Origin of the sequence: Trinickia mobilis (assembly GCF_017315705.1) — a bacterium.
Taxonomy (GTDB): domain Bacteria; phylum Pseudomonadota; class Gammaproteobacteria; order Burkholderiales; family Burkholderiaceae; genus Trinickia_A; species Trinickia_A mobilis.
The window spans coordinates 156551-174226 of sequence record NZ_JAFLRF010000004.1; the positions used below are offsets into that span (position 1 = coordinate 156551).

Here is a 17676-nt window from a genome sequence, read left to right on the forward strand (position 1 = left end):
GCCAGCCCGCCACGGCGGCGGCTATGGGCTGCCGAGCAGCCCGAATACCGCCACCCCGGTCGTCGTGCCGACGTAAACCTTGCCGTTCGCGATCATCGGCGTGATGAACTTGTTGCCTGCGAACTGATCGCGCGCGCTGGCCGCCTGGTTGCTGTTGTACAGCTCGTGCGAGAGGTTCGTCGCATCGTACGCGAAGAGCGCCGCGATCGTGCCGTTTTGCACCGCCCACACGATTCCGTTCGACGTGCCGTTCGCCGAGATGCTCGGCGTCGCACCCGGCGAGCCGAAGCTCTCGGCCGACTGGCTGGTCGGTGCCGTCGCCACCTGCGCGTTGGTCACTGGAAACGCCTTGATCTTGTCGCCGATCGAGCCGAAGTAGATCGTGTTGTTGAAATACGCGGGCATGGCGAACTCCGGCCCGACGAGCTGTCCGTTGATCTGCTGATAGATGTTGTTCGTGCTCGGATTGAACTTGCCCATCGAGTCGCGGTTGACGACATAGATAATCGAGTCCTTCCCCGCGCCGATCGCGAGATGGTGGACAGCCCCGCTCGAATCGGTGAGATCCGGCAGCACCAGCGCGCCGCCCGAGCCCAAATCTTCATCCGCTTGCGATTCGGCCGCCGTGTTCGACATGTTGAAGTAGTCGGAGACGGTCAGCCCGTTCGTCGTGCCGAGCTTCAGGAACGCGTTGCCGTAGTCGCCCAGCGATGGGAAGCCGCTCGCGGTGAGCGTCGTGTCGAAGGTGCCGTTCGCGTCGAGGAAGTAGATCGATTGGCCGTCCGACGCCATCCCCGCACCGCTCATCCAGATCGCGCCGCCGTTGCCGTTCGGCGTGAGGTTCAGCACGCTCGTCTGCTGCAGCGTGGTGGCGCTGTAAGCGATCACCCAGCCGTTATACGGCTCGTTGTCGCAGTGCGACGTCCAGCCCGTGTAGATGATGCCGTTCAGCTCCAGGAGCGACTGGCGCTCCGCGTATTGCTGCGGGTTGAACGTGAGGACGCCGCCCGAGCTGTTCGGCCCGCCGCCGGGATACGTCGCGCTGATCGAAATCGGACCGCCGAACAGCTCGGCGCCGGTCGTGATGTCGAGCGCGTGGATGCGCTGGTGATAGGCGCCCGACGAGTCCTTCGACATCGCGACGACATAGATCGCACCGTTCGGCCCTTTCGAGCGGTCGATGACGGGCGTCGAGGTAATGCCGATCATCGGCGTGATCTGCAAGCACCCGAGGTTGTCGCCCGCCGTCTCGTTCGTGCCGAGCGTCGAGACTTGCCAGAGCGCGGTGCCGGAGTCGGCATCGAACGCATAGACGCTCGCGTTTTCGGTCGCGACGTAGAGCACGTTGTGCTTGCTGCCCCCGATCGTCACCTGCGACAGATACAACGGCTCGGCGTCGACCTTGCCGTCGGTGGTATCGAAGCCGATCTTGCCGAACGTCGTCGAATTGACATTGGCGGACGAGAGGATCGTTTCGGCGAGCTGCTGCCCGGTGCGCCCGATGTCGTTGTGATAGGTCGCAACGTCGACGGTCGACGTGGGCGGCGAGCCGGACGAGCTCGATGGACCGGACGAGCCAGAGGAGCCTGAGGAACCCGAACTCGAACCCGAGCTTCCACCCGTCGAAGCTGACGACGAAGACGGAATCCAGCAGGCCTTCGTCACGCCGAAGTCCGGGTCCGTTCCGAACGAAGCGTTGTTGCACGTCACGCCGTTGGCAAAGGACTTGGTGACGTTGTTGGCCGTCGTGCTGCCGCCGTAGAGGACCGTCATGGTCCCGGTGAATGAGCAAACGGCATTCTCCGTGGCGCACTGCGTCCAGCTTCCCGACGCGGACGACGAGCCGGAGGAACCGGAAGAGCCCGTTGAACCCGACGAGCCCGTCGAACCCGTCGAACCCGTCGAGCCCGTCGAGCCCGTCGAACCCGAGGAACCCGTCGAACCGGACGAGCCCGTTGAACCGGAGCTTCCCCCCGTCGATGCTGACGACGACGACGGAATCCAGCAGGCCTTCGTCGCGCCGAAGTCCGGGTCCGTTCCGAACGAAGCGTTGTTGCACGCCACGCCGTTGGTAAAGGTCTTCGTGATGTTGTTGGCCGTCGTGCTGCCGCCGTAAAGAACCGTCATGGCCCCGGAGAACGCGCAAAAGCCATTTTCCGTGGCGCACTGCGTCCAACCGCCTGACGTGGACGATCCGGAGGAACCGGACGAGCCGGAGGAGCCGGAGGACCCCGATGAGCCCGTCGAACCGGACGAGCCCGATGAACCGGAGGACGACCCAGACGAAGTGGCGCCATACCAGCAGCTCTTCGAGTATCCGAATGCAGGGTCGGTCTGCGACACCTTGCCGTTGACGCAACTCACGCCGTTCGTGAACGGCCCGTTGATGTCGTACATCAACGACGGGGAGGTCGTGCCGAATACGACGTTCGCCGTGCCGGTGAACGAGCAAAACTGCCCTTCCGTCGCGCAAAGCGTATAGGCGACGCCGCTGATGGTCAGCGTGCTTTGCGCGTGCCCGCCGATCGGAACGACGCTCAACAAGGCGCACGCGAGAAAGGCGAGGCGCATGAGCATCGCTTTAGGCACGCTGTCGGGCTGCGCAATTGTCGGCTGCAAACGGGAGGAGGAAACGGAATTCTTGCGCATCGCCGGGCCTCTTTTTCTTACCCCTTGCGGGGGAATCGAGCAAATGACGCGTTGCCAATCGACACCTCGGGTAATGGGTCATCCGGAATTACCCGTATCACAGCCGGCCTGCTGGAAATCAAACGGACAAACTCATCCATCCGGTCGCAATCCAGCTCGACCGGAGAATCCAAGTCGCGCAGAAAATCTCACTTAAACGAATGATGAACAGCGATGCGCACGAGCACGTGTGAGTGCTTCGCATGCCGCCAAAGAGCAGAACAATGGGCTTAACGTCTAGGCAACATTCGCTATTATCGGCAAGCTTGTCGGGGTATCCAAGGTGAAGTGTCAAATGAGCCTATTGATTGGCGGCTTTTCACCACATCCAAGCAGTTATCCGAAATGACTCGCACAAGGCTTTTATTTTCTTGGTCGATGTTAACGAAGGTCTTAGGTGGATCGTCGGACTAAGGTCTTATTGCTTCTGCCGGACCGCGTGACAAAATCAAACCAAGACTTCGGCTTGACGTGAGATCCTCATCGACCTCCAATCCGGAGCGAATGCGCAAACAACGGAACGGGTATGGTGATCGGCAACGCGATTCGCAAGACGTCCGACAGCATTACCGACTTCCTCAGACTGGAGTCGGCAGGTGGTTTGCTGCTTGCGGCAACAGCCGCGCTCGCATTGATCTGCAGTAACACGCCGCTGCGCGTCGCTTATGACGAACTGCTGAAGATTCCCGTGGAGGTTCGCTTCGGATCGTTCGCCCTCGCGAAGCCGCTTTTGCTGTGGATCAACGACGGCTTGATGGCGATCTTCTTTCTCCTCGTCGGCCTGGAGGTCAAGCGCGAGGTCATCGAAGGCGAACTGTCCACGCCCGCTCAAGTCGTGCTGCCTGTCGTTGCGGGATTGGGCGGGATGCTGGTACCCGCGCTCGTGTTTTACGCCGTCAACCGCGAAAGCGGCGCGGCGTTGAATGGCTGGGCCATTCCCACGGCAACCGACATCGCCTTCGCACTCGGCATTCTGTCGCTGCTCGGCGATCGAGTGCCGGTGTCGCTCAAAATATTCCTGACTGCCGTGGCGATTGCCGACGATTTAGGCGCAATCGTCATCATCGCGCTGTTCTATACCGAGGATCTCTCGCTCTCGATGCTGCTTTTCGCAGCCGTTGCGATCGCGCTGCTGATTGCCTTGAACCGCTTCAAAGTCACGCGAATCGCGCCTTACATGATTATCGGCGTGATCCTGTGGGTGTTCGTTTTGAAGTCCGGCGTCCACGCGACACTCGCCGGAGTTGCGGCCGCTTTCGCGGTTCCGCTCAAAACAACGGACGTCGAAGGACACGCTCCCTTGCACCGGCTCGAACACAACCTCCACTCATGGGTGGCGTTCGGGGTCTTGCCGGTCTTCGCGTTCGCCAATGCCGGGGTTTCGTTCACCGGCATCACGCTCGCCGCTCTTGCAGAGCCGCTGCCGCTCGGCATCGCCGCCGGTCTTTTCGCCGGGAAATTCGTCGGCGTCTTCGGAGCGAGCGCCGCGCTGATCGGACTCGGGCTCGGCAAACTTCCTGCCGGCGCGAGCTGGCCGCAGTTGGCCGGCGCTGCCGCGCTGTGCGGCGTGGGCTTCACCATGAGCTTGTTCATCGGCTCCCTTGCGTTCGAAGGACCGGAATATTTCACGCCGATCCGCCTGGGGGTGATTGCAGGCTCGTTGCTCGCGGGCATCACCGGCTATCTGCTGCTCAGGTTCGCGTCCGGGCATTCCAGCACCACCTCGCCGCGCGGCTGACCCGTCGAACCATCATCCGGAGAAGAACATGGTGAGCCTCGACGCGCTGGAAACGCTGACAGCAGCGTGCCTCGTGCTGCTGCTCGGGCGGCAAATACTGGCTCGAACGCGAATCCTGCGCACCTACAGCATCCCGGAACCCGTCGCAGGCGGACTGCTCGTCGCGTTGCTGGTCTTTGCGGCGCGCAGCTTCTCCCACATCGAGGTGCGCTTCGACAACGCCCTTCAATCGCCGCTGATGTTCACTTTCTTTGCCACCATCGGTCTGAACGCCGATCTGGCGGCGCTGAAATCCGGCGGGCGGGCATTGGTCGTCTTTCTCGGCGTTGTAGCCGGCTTGCTCGTCATGCAGGATGTGCTCGGTATCGCGCTTGCCTGGGCGTTGGGGCAAGAACGCATTCTCGGCTTGCTCGGGGCGTCGGTGACGCTCTCGGGCGGTCATGGCACGGGGGCTGCGTGGGCCAAGGTGTTCGCCGAACGCCACGGGCTCGCGGCGGCGACAGAGATCGCCATTGCTTGCGCCACCTTCGGCTTGATACTCGGCGGATTGATCGGCGGCCCGGTCGCGCGTTTCCTGATCACGCGCCATCGTCTCGCCGCCAAGCAGGAGTCCGATGGCCCCGCAAGCGCCGCCGGTTTCGAGCAGCCCAAGGCTGTGCGCCCGATTACGCCGGACGCCGTCATCGAAACCGTCGCCTTGATTGCGGTCAGTCTCGCCGTCGGCTCGGCGCTCGCTTCCTGGTCAAACGGCACGGCGTTCGAATTGCCCGCTTTCGTGTGGGTGCTGTTCGTCGGCGTCGTGCTGCGCAACGTGCTCGCCATACGCGGCTGGTACGTGGTTTCCGAACTCGCCGTTTCGATGCTGGGCAACGTCAGCCTCAGTCTTTTTCTCGCGATGGCGCTGATGAGCCTGCGCTTATGGGACTTGGCCTCGCTTGCGCTGCCGTTGCTCGTGATCCTCGCCGTACAGTCGATTGCGATGGCCGCTTATGCGATGTTCGTGACCTTTCGGGTCATGGGCCGCAACTATGACGCTGCGGTCCTGGCCGCGGGGCATTGCGGGTTCGGCCTCGGGGCCACGCCGACTGCGATCGCCAACATGCAAGCCATCACTGAGCGGTTTGGCCCATCCCATCTGGCGTTTCTGGTCGTGCCGATGGTGGGCGCATTCTTCATCGATATCGCTAACGCGATCGTCATCAAACTGTTCCTGCTGCTGCCGATTTATGGGTAACTTTTCCGGATGGAGGACGAGCCATGATCAAGAGCCTTCGTCGTTGCATTGCGATTCCGCTTTTGATGCGGGGCGCTATTCCTTAGCCTTGCCGGCCACTTGGAAGATCCGGTCCCGTACGACGCCAATCGCTTGTTTAAGGGCGTAAACATCTTGGAAATAGCGCTGTGGAATCCGTATCTGACTGGCATGCGCGTCGATGCTCTCGATTTCATCGCGCCACTGCGCAATCTGGTCACGGGTCGGTTGCCGGGTTCTCCATATTTCATCTTCCAAAGATTTGATTTCACGATACCAAACCACCAGCCGTTTTTTTATCCGCGCCTCCACCATGCGCGGCAATGCCTGCAGCAAGCCCACTAGTAGCGCCATGAAGGGCAGCACGATCAGCAGGCGCCTTTCGATAAGGCTGGCCAGCCAGAATGGAAGGTAGCGCTGCAGGAAGGGACGGCCGGATTTGAAGTAGCGCGTGCTCTCGTCGGAAATGGGGAATTCTTCGGTGTTCAGGTTGGGAAACGTGCCGATCGGTGTGAAGTAGTCCTCGCCGCCGTGGACGGTTTTGGCCGCGTCGAGCAGAAGGTAGACCAGGGCGGGATGCAGCGTTTCTTTAGCGACAAGCAGGGCGGTCGCGGCCAGCAGCGTGACATCGGCCTGCGGAAGGTCATCGGCGATGCTGGTCGACCCACGCGGGAAAATGATCTTGGAGAGAGCCGGAAATTTTTGGACCAGCGCATCGGCCTGAGCGAAACTCATCAGTCTCAGATCGCTGTTCAGCAGCGTCTTTTGCATCGGAGCATCGGGCCTGCCGATAAAGAAAGCCGCATCCAGTCGGCCGTCTTCCAGACCTCGATACGCGTTGGCTGCGTCCATTTCCAGCAGCGTAGTGTTGTCGCCGGTGATGCCGCTGTAGGCAAGCAATACCAGGGAGACGTTGAGCAGGCCACTACCGGAGACGCCTACGGAAACCCTTTTGCCACGCAGTTGTGCCAGCCTAGTGAGGGTGGCGTCGCCGCGGTAGAACACCCAGATCGGTTCATATGAGACTGCAGCAATGGTCTGCAGGCGGTCTGTTTCGTTCGGAGTGGTAGTGCCGGATTGGATAAAGCCCACTTCGTATGCGCTGTCCGGATCCCTCAGCCGCTGATAATTTTCGATCGATCCGGCGGAACTTCGGATATCGAGCGTGATGCCTTCGCGCTTCAGGATGGGGGCATAGCGATCCGCAAAGCCGCGATAGATCCCCTTGTCCGCCCCGGTTGTGATGACGATCGTGCGCTGGAAAGCGGGCTCGAGCGCCGCCGCGAGCGCCCAGCCGAGCGCGGCCAACAACAGTATTGCGCCAACGATGAGAAGCGGCCGGCGCCCCCGTGTCTTGGGGGTTTTTCGGCTACGGTAAGGCGCGGGGTCGAGCCTGGGCATCTTTAGGCCTCTCGCGCGCGGGGTCGGCCCGCGGCAAGCGTTTGTGCGGGGAAGACGGCCACCGCGCGACGCGCGACCTGCACCTCATTGAGCCAGGCTCGTGCGAATGGCCGACGCGATATCGCGGCTCACTGCCGCCAGCGCACGATCGTGAGCCGCGACGAGGGCGTCATAGCTTTGACCCCGCACGGGTTCGTGTTCGAGCGAGCGTCCCATGACAGGCGCGAACTTTTTCGGCGGCCACACCGTCCACTGCGCTTCGACTGTGACCGCGTCGCCCGGCATCGAATCGAAGCGCATGACATCGACGCGCACGTGCCATGCCGGCGGCACATCGGCGCCCGTATCGAACACGCTCACGCGTTCCGAGCCAAGCAATGCGCCCAGGTCTGCGGCGATCACGCGTGCGATATCGCCTTTCAACGGTTCGCCCCAGCGATCGAATTCGTCGAGCGAGACCTGGTTGCCGGCAACCCGCGTAACGATCTGCGGACGGTCGACCAGATCCGGAATCGTGACCGGACTGACGACGACATGAAGCGGCATGGCGTCCCCGGCGCTCGTCAACGTCGCATCCGGCTTGAGCGTGTAGAAACGCGCGATCGGCGAGCTGCCGCAGCCGCCGAGCACGACCGCTGCCAGCATGACAGTGAGGAAAGAGAGGGAACGATTCACGGCTGGGTCTCCGGTTTGCCGCGAATCAGCGACTCTGGATGCCGCTCGAGATAATCGGCAAGCGTGCGGAAGGCCGCGGCGGTACGCGCCAGTTCTTGCATCGCGTCGCTGGTGCTCTGCTGCAGCGCCGAGCCAGGCTGCAACGCGTTGTTGGCCGAGTCGAGTGCGGCATGGGCGGCGGCGATCGTGCCGGTGGCTTGAGGAAGCACGTCGGAGTCGAGCCGCAAGAGCATCGCGTTCGCGCTCGCGAGTGTTTCCTGCGTGTTCTTGCCGATCGCCTCGAACGGAATCGAGTTCATCCTCGCCATCAGGCGCGTCATGGAGTCCTGCAACGATTGCAACGCGCCTGGCGTGGTAGGCAGCTGCGGCGGGTTCGAAGTCCAGTCGATTTTCGCTTTCGGCACACCGGGGAAGAAGTCGAGCGCGACGTAGAGTTGCCCGGTCAGCAGGTTGCCCGTCCTCAGCTGCGCGCGCAGTCCGCGCTCGACCAGGAAGTCACCCAGCTGGCGCGGGCGGTCGGTCAGAGGTCCGCCCTTTTCGCCCGTCTGGTAACGCGAAGTGAAGCGTTCCGGGAAGAGGTTGAATTCGACCGGAATGCTGAACTGGCGGGTAACGGGATCGAAGCGCGTATAGATAGCGGTGACTTCGCCGACCACGATGCCGCGAAATTCGACCGGTGCTCCAACGGTGAGGCCCCTTACCGATTCCGTGAAGTCCACCATATACGGCTGGACGATGCGGTCGTGCCGCTTCAGCGCGTCGGCCTGGCTCGCGAACAGCGTGAATTCGGTCTTCGCGGCAGCCGCGGGCTGTGCTAGCGCGTCGTTCGGCGTCTCGAAGGCAAGGCCGCCGATCATGATGGACACGAGCGACTGCGTGCTCACGCGCACGCCGTTGGTGTCGAGCACCACGTCGATGCCGCTCGCGTGCCAAAAGCGCGTTCCCGGCTTCACGAACTTGTCGTAGGGCGCGTTGATGAACGCGCGCAGCGTCACGCCCTTGCCGTCCGGATCGAGCTGGAAGTCGGCGATCTGCCCGACCTGCAGACGGCGGAAAAATATGGGCGAGCCGACATCGAGCGACCCCATGTCCGCGCTTTTCAAAACGAACTCCCGGCCGGGCACGCCGGCCGAGAGCACCGGCGGGACTTCCAGCCCGACGAAATCGCGGCGCTCTTTGTCCGAGTTGCCGACATCCATGCCGATGAAGGAGCCGGACAAGAGCGTGCTCAATCCCGAGACCGTCCCTCCCGAAATGCGCGGGCGCACGACCCAGAAGCGCGTGTCGTCGAGCAGCAGCTTCGTTGCGTCCTTGGTGATGTCGGCCGTCGCCACTACGCTCTTGCTGTCGGGCGAAAGCGTCACCGTCTTCACGACGCCGACATCGACGTTCTTGAACTTGATCTTCGTCTTGCCCGCCTCGAGCCCTTCGCCGGTCTCGAAGCTGATGGTGATCGTCGGCCCCCTCTCGATGACGGCCTTGACCGCGAGCCACCCGCCGATCAGCAGCGCGACGATCGGCACGAGCCACACGAGCTGCATGCGCCAGCGCGAGCGCGTGGTGACGACCGCCTCGGGCAATTCCGGGGCATCAGGCTTGTGCTCGGGTCCTGGCATGATCTTGCTCCACTGCGTCCCAGATCAGGCGCGGGTCGAACGCCATCGCCGCGAACATGGTCAGTATGACCACCGCCCCGAATGCGATCGCCGCGCCGCCGGCCTGAATCGTCGCCAGTGCCTGGAACTGCACCAGGGCGACGAGCATCGTGATCACGTAGATGTCGAGCATCGACCAGCGCCCGACGAACTCGACCACGCGGTAGATGCGCGTGCGCTGCTCCGGCAGCCAGCGCGAGCCAAGCTGCGTCGAGATCGTCAGATACGCAATGGCGAGGATCTTGAGCATCGGCACGGCGATGCTCGCGATGAAGACGACGACGGCAAGCGGCCACGAACCCGAAGTCCAGAGGTAGACGACCCCGCTCAGGATCGTGTCGTCCTGGGCGCCGAACAGCGAACTCGTGTACATCACCGGCAGCACGTTCGCAGGGATGTACAGCACCATGGCGGCGATCAGCAGCGCCCAGGTGCGCGAGAAGCTCGCCGGCTTGCGCATGTGCATGGCAGCGCCGCAACGCGGGCATGAGAACGCGTGTGCGTGGGCGGGCGCTCGCGCGAGCAGCCCGCAGTCGTGACATAACGCGAGACCGCATTGCGACGCCGTGACGGCGCCGCGGGGCAACGGCGCGCTCACGCCCTCTTCACCGCCGCCGCCCGCCTGCACGGCGGCGATGCGCAACCACAGCACCCGCGTATCGAATGCCGCGCCGGCGGCTGCCAATATCAGCATCAGCGCACCGAACGACCACAGCGCGGTCCCCACGACGACACTCGCAATGTGCGCGAGCTTGACCAGCGCCACGAGCAAACCGAGGATCAGCACTTCGGTCATGCCCCACGGCGCGGCCAGATGACTCAAGCGAAACACGAAAGCCGGGCCCCGGGGCACGCGGTTGAACCGCAGCGGCAGCAGCATCCAGAGCATGCTCAGCGTCTGCACCACGGGCATCAGGAAGGTGGTCGCGAAGACGAGTCCGGCGATGGGCCACATGCCATCCCGATAGAGCACGCTCACGGCACCTAGCAGCGTCGTTTCGACAACCGTCCCGCTCACCGACAAGCCCACGATCGGATACAGGTTGGAGACGGCGAACAGCACGGCCGCCGCCAGCGAAAGGGCGAGCGAGCGCTCGAGACCGGCGGTGCGGTGCCGGTACAACTCGGCATGGCAGCGCCGGCAGCGCAGCACGCCGCCGGGCGGCACCGCGACCTCGCGCTGCAGGAGATCGCATTCGTGGCAGGCAATGAGATCGGCGCGGCTCATTGCGGCATCTCCGCTACGGGCTCGGCCGCAGCGGGCGGCTGGCCTCCCGCTGGCGGCGGCGCGATCATGCGCTCCGCCTGAACGACCCATCCCCCGCCCATGGCCATGTAGAGGTTGACGACGCTCGTGAGAGTCGTGCTCTGCGTCTGCGTGTATTGCAACTCAGCGTTGAAGAGGCTCCGCTCGGCGTCGAGCACATCGATATAGCTCGTATAGCCGCCTTCGTATCGCATCCGCGCGAGCCGCAAATAGGTGCGCAGCGCATCGACTTGCTTGCCTTGGATGTCCAGTTGCTCGCGCGACTTCTGCAGCGTGATCAGCGCATCCTCGACCTGCTGGAATGCAACCTGAATGGCCTTTTCATACGCGAAGAGCGCCTCCTGCTGCCGCGCCTCCGCCTGATGAACCTGCCCCGTGATGTTGCCGCCGGTAAAGATCGGCACCGTGACCGATCCGGCGAACGACCAGACCTTTGCGGGCCCGGTGAGGAGATTCGAAAACTGCGAGCTGACCGAACCGAATAGCCCGGTAAGCGTTATCGACGGGAAATACAGCGCGCGTGCCGCGCCGATCAGCGCGTTCTGCGCGATCAGGTTCTGTTCGGCCTGCTGCAAGTCGGGCCGGCGTTCGAGCAGGTCAGACGGCAGGCCTGCGGGCACGGCCGGCGTCCCCAGCGCCGCCAGCACGCGGCCGCGCAGAATCGGTTCCGGGTTGTGGCCCAGCAGCACGGATAGCGCGTCCTCCGCTTGCGCGATCTGCGTTTCGAGCTGCGGGATCGTCGCCGCCGTCGCCTCGTACTCGGACTGGCTCTGCGCGAGCTCCATTTGCGACATCTGCCCGCCCTTGAAGCGCAGCTCGAACACCTGGACCGACTCGGCACGGCTCTCGGTCGTGCTTTGTGCGATCTCGAGCTGCCGGTCGAGGCTGCGCAGCGCGATATACGACGAGGCAACGGAAGCCACGAGCGTCAGGATCGTCGCGCGGCGGCTCTGCTCGCTTGCGAGCAGGTTCGCGCGCGCGGCCTCGGTCTCGCGTCTCACCCGGCCGAACAAGTCGATGTCCCACGCCGCCGAGAGGCTCGGTTGGAACTGGTTGAAGACCGGACTGACGCCGGCGGGCAGCGGCACGGCGGCGCTCTTCGAGGCGCGCTGGCGCGACGCGTCGAACCCCGCGCTGATCTGGGGGAACAACGCCGAACGCGTGCTCACGAACTGGCCGAGGAATTCATCGATGCGCGCCGTCGCAGCCTTGACGTCCAGGTTGTTCGCGAGCGCTGTCTCGATCAGCTCGTTCAGCACGGGGTCCTGGAACTGCTCCCACCACAGGGTGTTGGCGACGTCCGCGGCATCCTTGTACTCGAAGCGGTACGACGGCGGCACGTCCACCTTCGGCCGCACGTAGTCGGGGCCGAGCAGGCAGCCGCTCAACCCGGCGAGCAGCAGGATAGGCGCGATGACACGCGCGAGCGCGGTGCGGCGCATGTCAGTCGCCCTCGCGCCGCGCGGACGGCGTGACGTGCGGCGAACCGGGACCGGGCGTCTCTGTGCCGCTCTTCGAGCGCGACGCCATCGACTCGAGCAGGTAATAGAACATCGGAATGAAGAACACGGCGATGGCCGTCGCGCCCAGCATCCCGCCGATGACCCCCGTGCCGATCGAATGGCGGCTGTTGGCCGACGCGCCGAGCGCGATCGCGAGCGGCACGCAGCCGAGGATGAACGCGAGCGACGTCATGATGATTGGGCGCATGCGCTCTTCGGCTGCGGTCACCGCCGCGTCGTACGGCGATGCGCCCGTCTCGCGGTTCAACACCGCGAACTCGAAGATCAGGATCGCGTTCTTCGCGGCGAGCGCGACCAGCATCGTCAAGCCGATCTGGAAGTAGACGTCGTTGTTGAGCCCGCGCAGCAGGATCGCGAGCAGCGCGCCGAACAAGGCGAACGGCACCGCCATCAGCACACCGAACGGCAGCGACCACTTCTCGTATTGCGCGGCGAGGATCAGGAACACCATGATGATCCCGAACACGAACACGAGGCCCGACTTTCCGCCGGCTTGGCGCGCTTCAAACGCTTCGCCGCTCCAGCCGGCCACGTAACCGGGCGGCATCTGTGCGGCGAGGTCCTCGAGCGCGCCGATCACCTGGCCCGAGCTGTAGCCGGGCGCCGCGTTGGCCGTGACCTTGACGGCCGGGAAATTGTTGAAGCGCGTCACCAGGTCGGGGCCCGTGACGAACTTGTAGTTCATCACGGCCTTGATCGGCACCATGTTGTTGGTCCTGCTGCGCACGTAGATCTGGTCGAGGTCTTGCGGCGTGAGCCGATACTGCGGCTCCGCTTGCAGGATGACTTGCCAGAGGCGGCTGTCGCGGTTGAACTGCGACACGTAGAGCGAGCCGAACATCGTCTGCATCGCGCTGTACACCTCGTCGATCGGCACGCCGAGCGTTTCGGCCTGGTCGCGGTTGACGTCGGCCAGCAGTTGCTGCGAAGAAGCGTTGAAGGTCGACGTGACGCCGGACAGCTCCGGCCGGGCCTTCGCCTTCTGCACGAAATCCTGCACGACGCCGGCAAGCTGCGCGATGGAGCCGTCGCCTTGGCTCTCGATCCACATCTCCGTGCCGCCAGTGGTGCCGAGCCCCGGTATCGACGGCGGATTGACCGGAATGACAATGCCCTCCTGAATCTTGGAGAGCGTTTCATACGCCTTGATCAGCACCGCGCGCGCATTCTGCGTCTTGATGTTCGAAAACTTGTAGCGCTCGTCGAAACTCTTCAGCCCGATAAAGAACGTGCCTGCGTTGTTCTTGTTCTGGCTGTCGAGCAAGCTGAAGCCATTCACGATCACGACGCTGCTGACGGCTTCCTGCTTCATGAAATAGTCGGTGACGCGCCGCCCTACGTCGCCCGTGCGATCGAGGCTCGCTGCGTCCGGCATGATCACGGCCCCGAGCAGGTAACCCTGATCCTCCGGCGGCAGGAATGCGCCCGGAATGGTCTTCAGCATCACCACCGCCAGTGCGATCATGCCGACAAACAGCAGCAGGGCGGTCACGAAGTGCTTGATGACGAACCTGACCGCATTCGTGTAGCCAGCCGTCATCCGGGCCAGCACCTTGTCGAACCACCGGAAGAAGCCTTTCTTCTCGTGGTGCGCGCTCTTGAGCAGCAACGCGGCAAGGGCGGGCGACAGCGTCAGGGCCACGATCCCCGAGATCACCACCGAGATCGCAATCGTGAGCGCGAACTGCCTGTACAACTGTCCGGTAATGCCGCCGAGAAACCCCACCGGCACGAACACGGCGCATAGGACGAGCGTGGTTGCCACGATCGGCCCGGAGATCTCGTCCATGGCCCGTTTCGCGGCATCCCTCGGGCCCAGCCTGTGCACGCTCATGTTCCGTTCGACGTTCTCGATCACGAGGATCGCGTCGTCCACCACAATGCCGATGGCGAGCACCATGCCGAACAATGTCAGCATGTTGATCGAAAAGCCAAGTACCAGCATGAACATGGCGGTGCCGACAATGGAGACGGGCACCGCCAGAATCGGGGTCACCACTGCGCGCAGGTTCTGCAGGAACACGAAGACCACGATCACGACCAGCACGAGCGCTTCGAAGAATGTGTGCACGACGTCGGTAATCGACGCTCGCGTGAAATCCGTCGTGTCCATCGCGATCTCGTAGTCGAGACCCTGCGGAAACGACTTCTTCAGTTCCTCGAGTCGCGCACGCACCTGCTTGGAGACGTCGAGCGCATTCGCGCCCGGCTGCTGATAGACCGCGATGATCGTGGCCGGCTTGCCCTGGAAGGTGCTGCGGTTCGCATAGCTCTTCTGCCCCAGTTCGGCACGGCCGACGTCCTTCAGACGCACGATCGCCGCGCCGTTGCTCGCCGCGCGCAGGATGATGTTGTCGAACTGCTCCGGCGTGGCGAGACGCCCGGGGCTTGTCACGGCAAACGATTGCTCGACCGGACTGCCGGTCGGCGACTGGCCGATGCTGCCCACCGCGAACTGCTGGTTCTGGCTTGAGACCGCCCGCTGCACGTCGCCGGCCGTGATGCCGAGTTGCGCCATGCGATCCGGTTTCAGCCAGATTCGCATCGCGTAGTCCGGCGTGCCGAAGATGGCCGACTGGTTCGCGCCGCCGATGCGCTTGATCGAATCGAGCACATAGATGTTGGCGTAGTTGGCGATATAGGTCGGATCAAAGCGCTGGTCCGGCGAATAGATCGCGATGACCATCATGAACGCGTTCGATTTCTTCTGGACCTGGACGCCCTGGGCCTGCACCTGCTGCGGCAATTGCGGCAGCGCGAGGTTCACGCGGTTCTGCACGTCGACCTGCGCGAGCTCCGGATTGGTGCCGATCTCGAAGAAGACGTTGAGCGTCACATTGCCGGTGGACGAGCTGGACGAGTACATGTAGATCATGTTGTCCGCGCCGTTGACCTGCTCCTCGATCGGCGCCGCCACGTTGTTGGCCACGACCTCGGCGCTGGCGCCCGGGTAGGTGGCGGATACCGTCACCTGCGGCGGCGTGACGTCCGGATACTGGGCGATCGGCAACGCGAGCATCGTCAACGCGCCGCCGAGCGTGATGACGATGGAGATGACCGAGGCGAAGATCGGGCGGTCGATGCAGTAGTGGGAGATGTTCATGGGCTCTCCGCTTTACTGCGCTGCGCCGCTGGATGCTTTGGCATCGGCCGGCTTTCCTTCGGGCGGCTTTCCTTCGGGGACCGCGCCCGTCGTGTTCGTCTGCTCGACGACCGCCTTGCCGCCGGTTTCGGTCGGCGCCAGCGTGCCGACGATTTTCAGCGGCGCGTCGGGCGCGACCCGGATTGCGCCGTCCACCACGACGCGCTCGCCGGATTTCAGGCCATCGGTAATGAACCAGTTGTCGCCGTTCCAGTCGCCCACTTCCACCACGCGCTGATGCGCCTTCGACTCGTTGTCCACCACCCACACGTAATGGCTTCGCGCGCCCTGCAGCACCGCGCGCTGCGGAATCAGGATCGCACCGGGCCGCGTCGCGCCGGACACCCGCGCGCGCACGAATTGTCCAGGGCGCAACAGGCCTTTCGGGTTGTCGAGCACCGCCCTCACGAGAAACGTCCCGGTCTCGGTGCTGAACGCCGGATTGGCGAAGCTGATCTTGCCGCGCTCCGGAAACTCGGAGCCGTCGGCGAGCACGACCGTCACGACGAACTCGCTGTTCGGCGGAAAACGCAATTTCCCGGCGCGAATCTGGTCTTGATAGCGGAGCAACTCGTTCTCGGAGATGCTGAAGTTCACCCACATGGGATCGAGCTGGTACACGTACGTCAGCAGCCCCGTTGCAGTGGCCGTGACGTAGCTGCCATCCTGCTGCCGCGCATAACTCGCGAGGCCGTTCAGCGGCGATTTGATCGTCGTGTAGCCGAGGTTGAGCTCCGCGCTCCGGACTTGCCCTTGGGCGGAGATCACCGCGGCGGCGGCCTGCTGCTCGTTGCCGACCGCGTCGTCGAGATCCTTCTGGCTCAACGCGTTCTGTGCGGCAAGCGGCCTGACCCGCGCGAGGTTCTGCTTGGTAACCGTAAGCCTCGCCTGCTGCTGCGCCAGCTCGCCCTTCGCCGTCTGCAACGCAGCTTCGAACGGCTTGGGGTCCATCAGGAACATCGTCTGGCCGGTCTTCACCGTCTGGCCTTCGACGTAGGTCCGCTTGTCGAGAAAGCCGTCCACGCGCGCGCGAATCTCGACTTCCCGGGAGCTTTGGGTCTGCGCGGTGAATTCGAAGTCGACCGGGGTGTCGCGTGCGGTGACGGTCATGACCGTCACCTCGGGGGCGCCGAGCGCCGGCGGGCCGGAAGGTTTCTTGCAGCCGCCGAACAACGCTAGCGCTGCCGCCACGATCATCAAGGACAACGCGCCTCGCGCCGGCCCAACTGCGCCGAGCCGCAACTTCAAGGCGAGCGTCGGCTGCCGAAGGACGCGATAAAGGGCGAGTGCGGGTTTCATCGGACGCTCCTCGAAACTACATCGCCGTGCAGTCTCCGAATAACACCAGCGCGTCATGGCGATTCGCCAGGGTCAGGGTGATCTCCCCGTCGTTCGTGTCGAGCACGACGGTCCATGCGTAGTCGAGCTCGGTGCCTTGCATGAGAATCTGGCCCTGGGCTTTGTTCATGGAGACGATCGGCGTCGCGCGAATGGGTCCCGAAATGAGTTTTTTAGCGAAATCGATGGACAGGAAACGCGGCGCGCCCAGATCCGCCGGCAGCTCGCGCTCGCAGGCGAAGCCGGGATCGCAGGCATGGCCTTCAATGGTCGCGCAAAGCAGCGTCTTGCTGCCGTCGAAATCGCCGGCCCACGCGCTTGCGCCACTCACCAAGAAGATCGCCGCTAATCCCGCAGTTTCGAACCTGTTCACGATTGCGCACCTCCAATCGGCTGCGACGCTACTGGCTGGTGTAGCCTCGACCGTTCATGCATGCAGTCACGGCCCGATTGAAGGTCGAGAGCTGGCTCGCGGTGTTCTGCTGCGCAGCTTGTGCCTGCTGGCTCGCCGCCTGCGTTTGCCGCCGCTGACGCAAGCCGCCACCCGCCGTGCCGGTCACCGCGCCGATCGCCGCGCCCTTGCCTGCGTTGCCGGCAATCGCGCCAATCGCGGCACCCAGCGCTGCGCCACCGGCTGCGCCCTTTACCGCCCCGCCCTGGGGTTGAGGTGCGCCGGGCTGAGCGGACTGCTGCGCGAGCACGACCGGATCGACGCCCGTGGTCTGCTTCGCCCATACCTGGCACTCCGCGGTATCCGTTTGCTGCTTCTGCGCACTCTGCCCTTTTGCGGGGTAGAAGATCGACTGCTGCGCGGAGGCCGCGCCTGCAAACACGAGCGCTAGCGCGCCCGCGGCAATCGCTGCGACCCGCCATCTTTCGGCCGTCTCGCGCGTTTCAGACCGCGCACGCTCGGGTCGATCGCGCGCCACTGCCATCAGCTGCTTCATCTGCTTACACCCTATCGATTCGATATCCGAATTAATTTCAATTCACTTTC

Annotated in this window: 14 protein-coding genes; 4 read left to right on the forward strand and 10 right to left on the reverse strand. The window is 63.7% G+C overall.

Annotation, left to right across the window (positions count from 1 at the left end):
- Positions 1–21: 21 nt before the first annotated feature.
- Complete coding sequence (locus J3489_RS07485) at positions 22–1773, reverse strand: PQQ-binding-like beta-propeller repeat protein (protein WP_242539854.1); 1752 nt, start codon at positions 1771–1773, stop codon at positions 22–24.
- On the opposite strand from J3489_RS07485, the gene J3489_RS37490 reads away from it, so the two are divergent.
- The 4 genes from J3489_RS37490 (at position 1772) to gltS (ending at position 5660) form a co-directional block, all read left to right on the forward strand.
- Positions 1772–2116, forward strand: coding sequence for a hypothetical protein (locus J3489_RS37490; protein WP_242539855.1), 345 nt, complete (start codon positions 1772–1774; stop codon positions 2114–2116). The genes J3489_RS07485 and J3489_RS37490 overlap by 2 nt on opposite strands.
- Before the next feature lie 9 nt (positions 2117–2125).
- Positions 2126–2482 carry a hypothetical protein gene (locus J3489_RS07490; protein ID WP_206997079.1) on the forward strand — a complete coding sequence of 119 codons (357 nt, stop codon included), beginning with the start codon at positions 2126–2128 and terminating at the stop codon, positions 2480–2482.
- Between the two features lie 732 nt (positions 2483–3214).
- Positions 3215–4426, forward strand: coding sequence for a Na+/H+ antiporter NhaA (gene nhaA / locus J3489_RS07495; protein WP_206997080.1), 1212 nt, complete (start codon positions 3215–3217; stop codon positions 4424–4426).
- A gap of 28 nt (positions 4427–4454) precedes the next feature.
- Complete coding sequence (gene gltS, locus J3489_RS07500) at positions 4455–5660, forward strand: sodium/glutamate symporter (RefSeq protein WP_206997081.1); 1206 nt, start codon at positions 4455–4457, stop codon at positions 5658–5660.
- A gap of 75 nt (positions 5661–5735) precedes the next feature.
- On the opposite strand, the gene J3489_RS07505 is transcribed toward gltS, so the two are convergent.
- The 9 genes from J3489_RS07505 to J3489_RS07545 all read right to left on the reverse strand — a co-directional run bounded on the left by J3489_RS07505 (position 5736) and on the right by J3489_RS07545 (position 17626).
- The gene (locus J3489_RS07505) at positions 5736–7079 is read right to left on the reverse strand and encodes a TAXI family TRAP transporter solute-binding subunit (protein ID WP_206997082.1); all 1344 of its coding nucleotides are present in this window, start codon (positions 7077–7079) and stop codon (positions 5736–5738) included.
- A gap of 84 nt (positions 7080–7163) precedes the next feature.
- Positions 7164–7754, reverse strand: coding sequence for a PqiC family protein (locus J3489_RS07510; RefSeq protein ID WP_374193435.1), 591 nt, complete (start codon positions 7752–7754; stop codon positions 7164–7166).
- Positions 7751–9370 (reverse strand): PqiB family protein, encoded by a 1620-nt coding sequence (locus J3489_RS07515; RefSeq protein WP_206997083.1) that lies wholly within the window; start codon positions 9368–9370, stop codon positions 7751–7753. The genes J3489_RS07510 and J3489_RS07515 overlap by 4 nt, the downstream gene beginning before the upstream one ends.
- Positions 9345–10637 (reverse strand): paraquat-inducible protein A, encoded by a 1293-nt coding sequence (locus J3489_RS07520; protein WP_206997084.1) that lies wholly within the window; start codon positions 10635–10637, stop codon positions 9345–9347. The genes J3489_RS07515 and J3489_RS07520 overlap by 26 nt, the downstream gene beginning before the upstream one ends.
- Entirely contained in the window at positions 10634–12118 is a 1485-nt protein-coding gene (locus J3489_RS07525; RefSeq protein ID WP_206997085.1) for an efflux transporter outer membrane subunit, read from the reverse strand. The genes J3489_RS07520 and J3489_RS07525 overlap by 4 nt, the downstream gene beginning before the upstream one ends.
- 1 nt (position 12119) lies before the next feature.
- Positions 12120–15302 (reverse strand): efflux RND transporter permease subunit, encoded by a 3183-nt coding sequence (locus tag J3489_RS07530; protein ID WP_206997086.1) that lies wholly within the window; start codon positions 15300–15302, stop codon positions 12120–12122.
- Positions 15303–15314: 12 nt separating this feature from the next.
- On the reverse strand, positions 15315–16538 hold the full coding sequence (locus J3489_RS07535) for an efflux RND transporter periplasmic adaptor subunit (protein ID WP_242539879.1): 1224 nt from the start codon (positions 16536–16538) through the stop codon (positions 15315–15317).
- Positions 16539–16656: 118 nt separating this feature from the next.
- A complete protein-coding gene (locus J3489_RS07540; protein WP_309491346.1) occupies positions 16657–17052 on the reverse strand; it encodes a hypothetical protein in 396 nt (131 codons plus the stop codon).
- Positions 17053–17080: 28 nt separating this feature from the next.
- A complete protein-coding gene (locus tag J3489_RS07545; protein WP_242539856.1) occupies positions 17081–17626 on the reverse strand; it encodes a glycine zipper family protein in 546 nt (181 codons plus the stop codon).
- Positions 17627–17676 lie beyond the last annotated feature (50 nt).

Coding starts and splice junctions, on each gene's coding strand:
- J3489_RS07490 (WP_206997079.1), top strand. CDS start 2,126: ATGGCCCCGGAGAACGCGCAAAAGCCATTTTCCGTGGCGCACTGCGTC.
- J3489_RS07520 (WP_206997084.1), bottom strand. CDS start 10,637: ATGAGCCGCGCCGATCTCATTGCCTGCCACGAATGCGATCTCCTGCAG.
- J3489_RS07525 (WP_206997085.1), bottom strand. CDS start 12,118: ATGCGCCGCACCGCGCTCGCGCGTGTCATCGCGCCTATCCTGCTGCTC.
- J3489_RS07545 (WP_242539856.1), bottom strand. CDS start 17,626: ATGAAGCAGCTGATGGCAGTGGCGCGCGATCGACCCGAGCGTGCGCGG.
- J3489_RS07505 (WP_206997082.1), bottom strand. CDS start 7,079: ATGCCCAGGCTCGACCCCGCGCCTTACCGTAGCCGAAAAACCCCCAAG.
- J3489_RS37490 (WP_242539855.1), top strand. CDS start 1,772: ATGGTCCCGGTGAATGAGCAAACGGCATTCTCCGTGGCGCACTGCGTC.
- nhaA (WP_206997080.1), top strand. CDS start 3,215: ATGGTGATCGGCAACGCGATTCGCAAGACGTCCGACAGCATTACCGAC.
- J3489_RS07535 (WP_242539879.1), bottom strand. CDS start 16,538: ATGATCGTGGCGGCAGCGCTAGCGTTGTTCGGCGGCTGCAAGAAACCT.
- J3489_RS07515 (WP_206997083.1), bottom strand. CDS start 9,370: ATGCCAGGACCCGAGCACAAGCCTGATGCCCCGGAATTGCCCGAGGCG.
- J3489_RS07485 (WP_242539854.1), bottom strand. CDS start 1,773: ATGACGGTCCTCTACGGCGGCAGCACGACGGCCAACAACGTCACCAAG.
- J3489_RS07530 (WP_206997086.1), bottom strand. CDS start 15,302: ATGAACATCTCCCACTACTGCATCGACCGCCCGATCTTCGCCTCGGTC.
- gltS (WP_206997081.1), top strand. CDS start 4,455: ATGGTGAGCCTCGACGCGCTGGAAACGCTGACAGCAGCGTGCCTCGTG.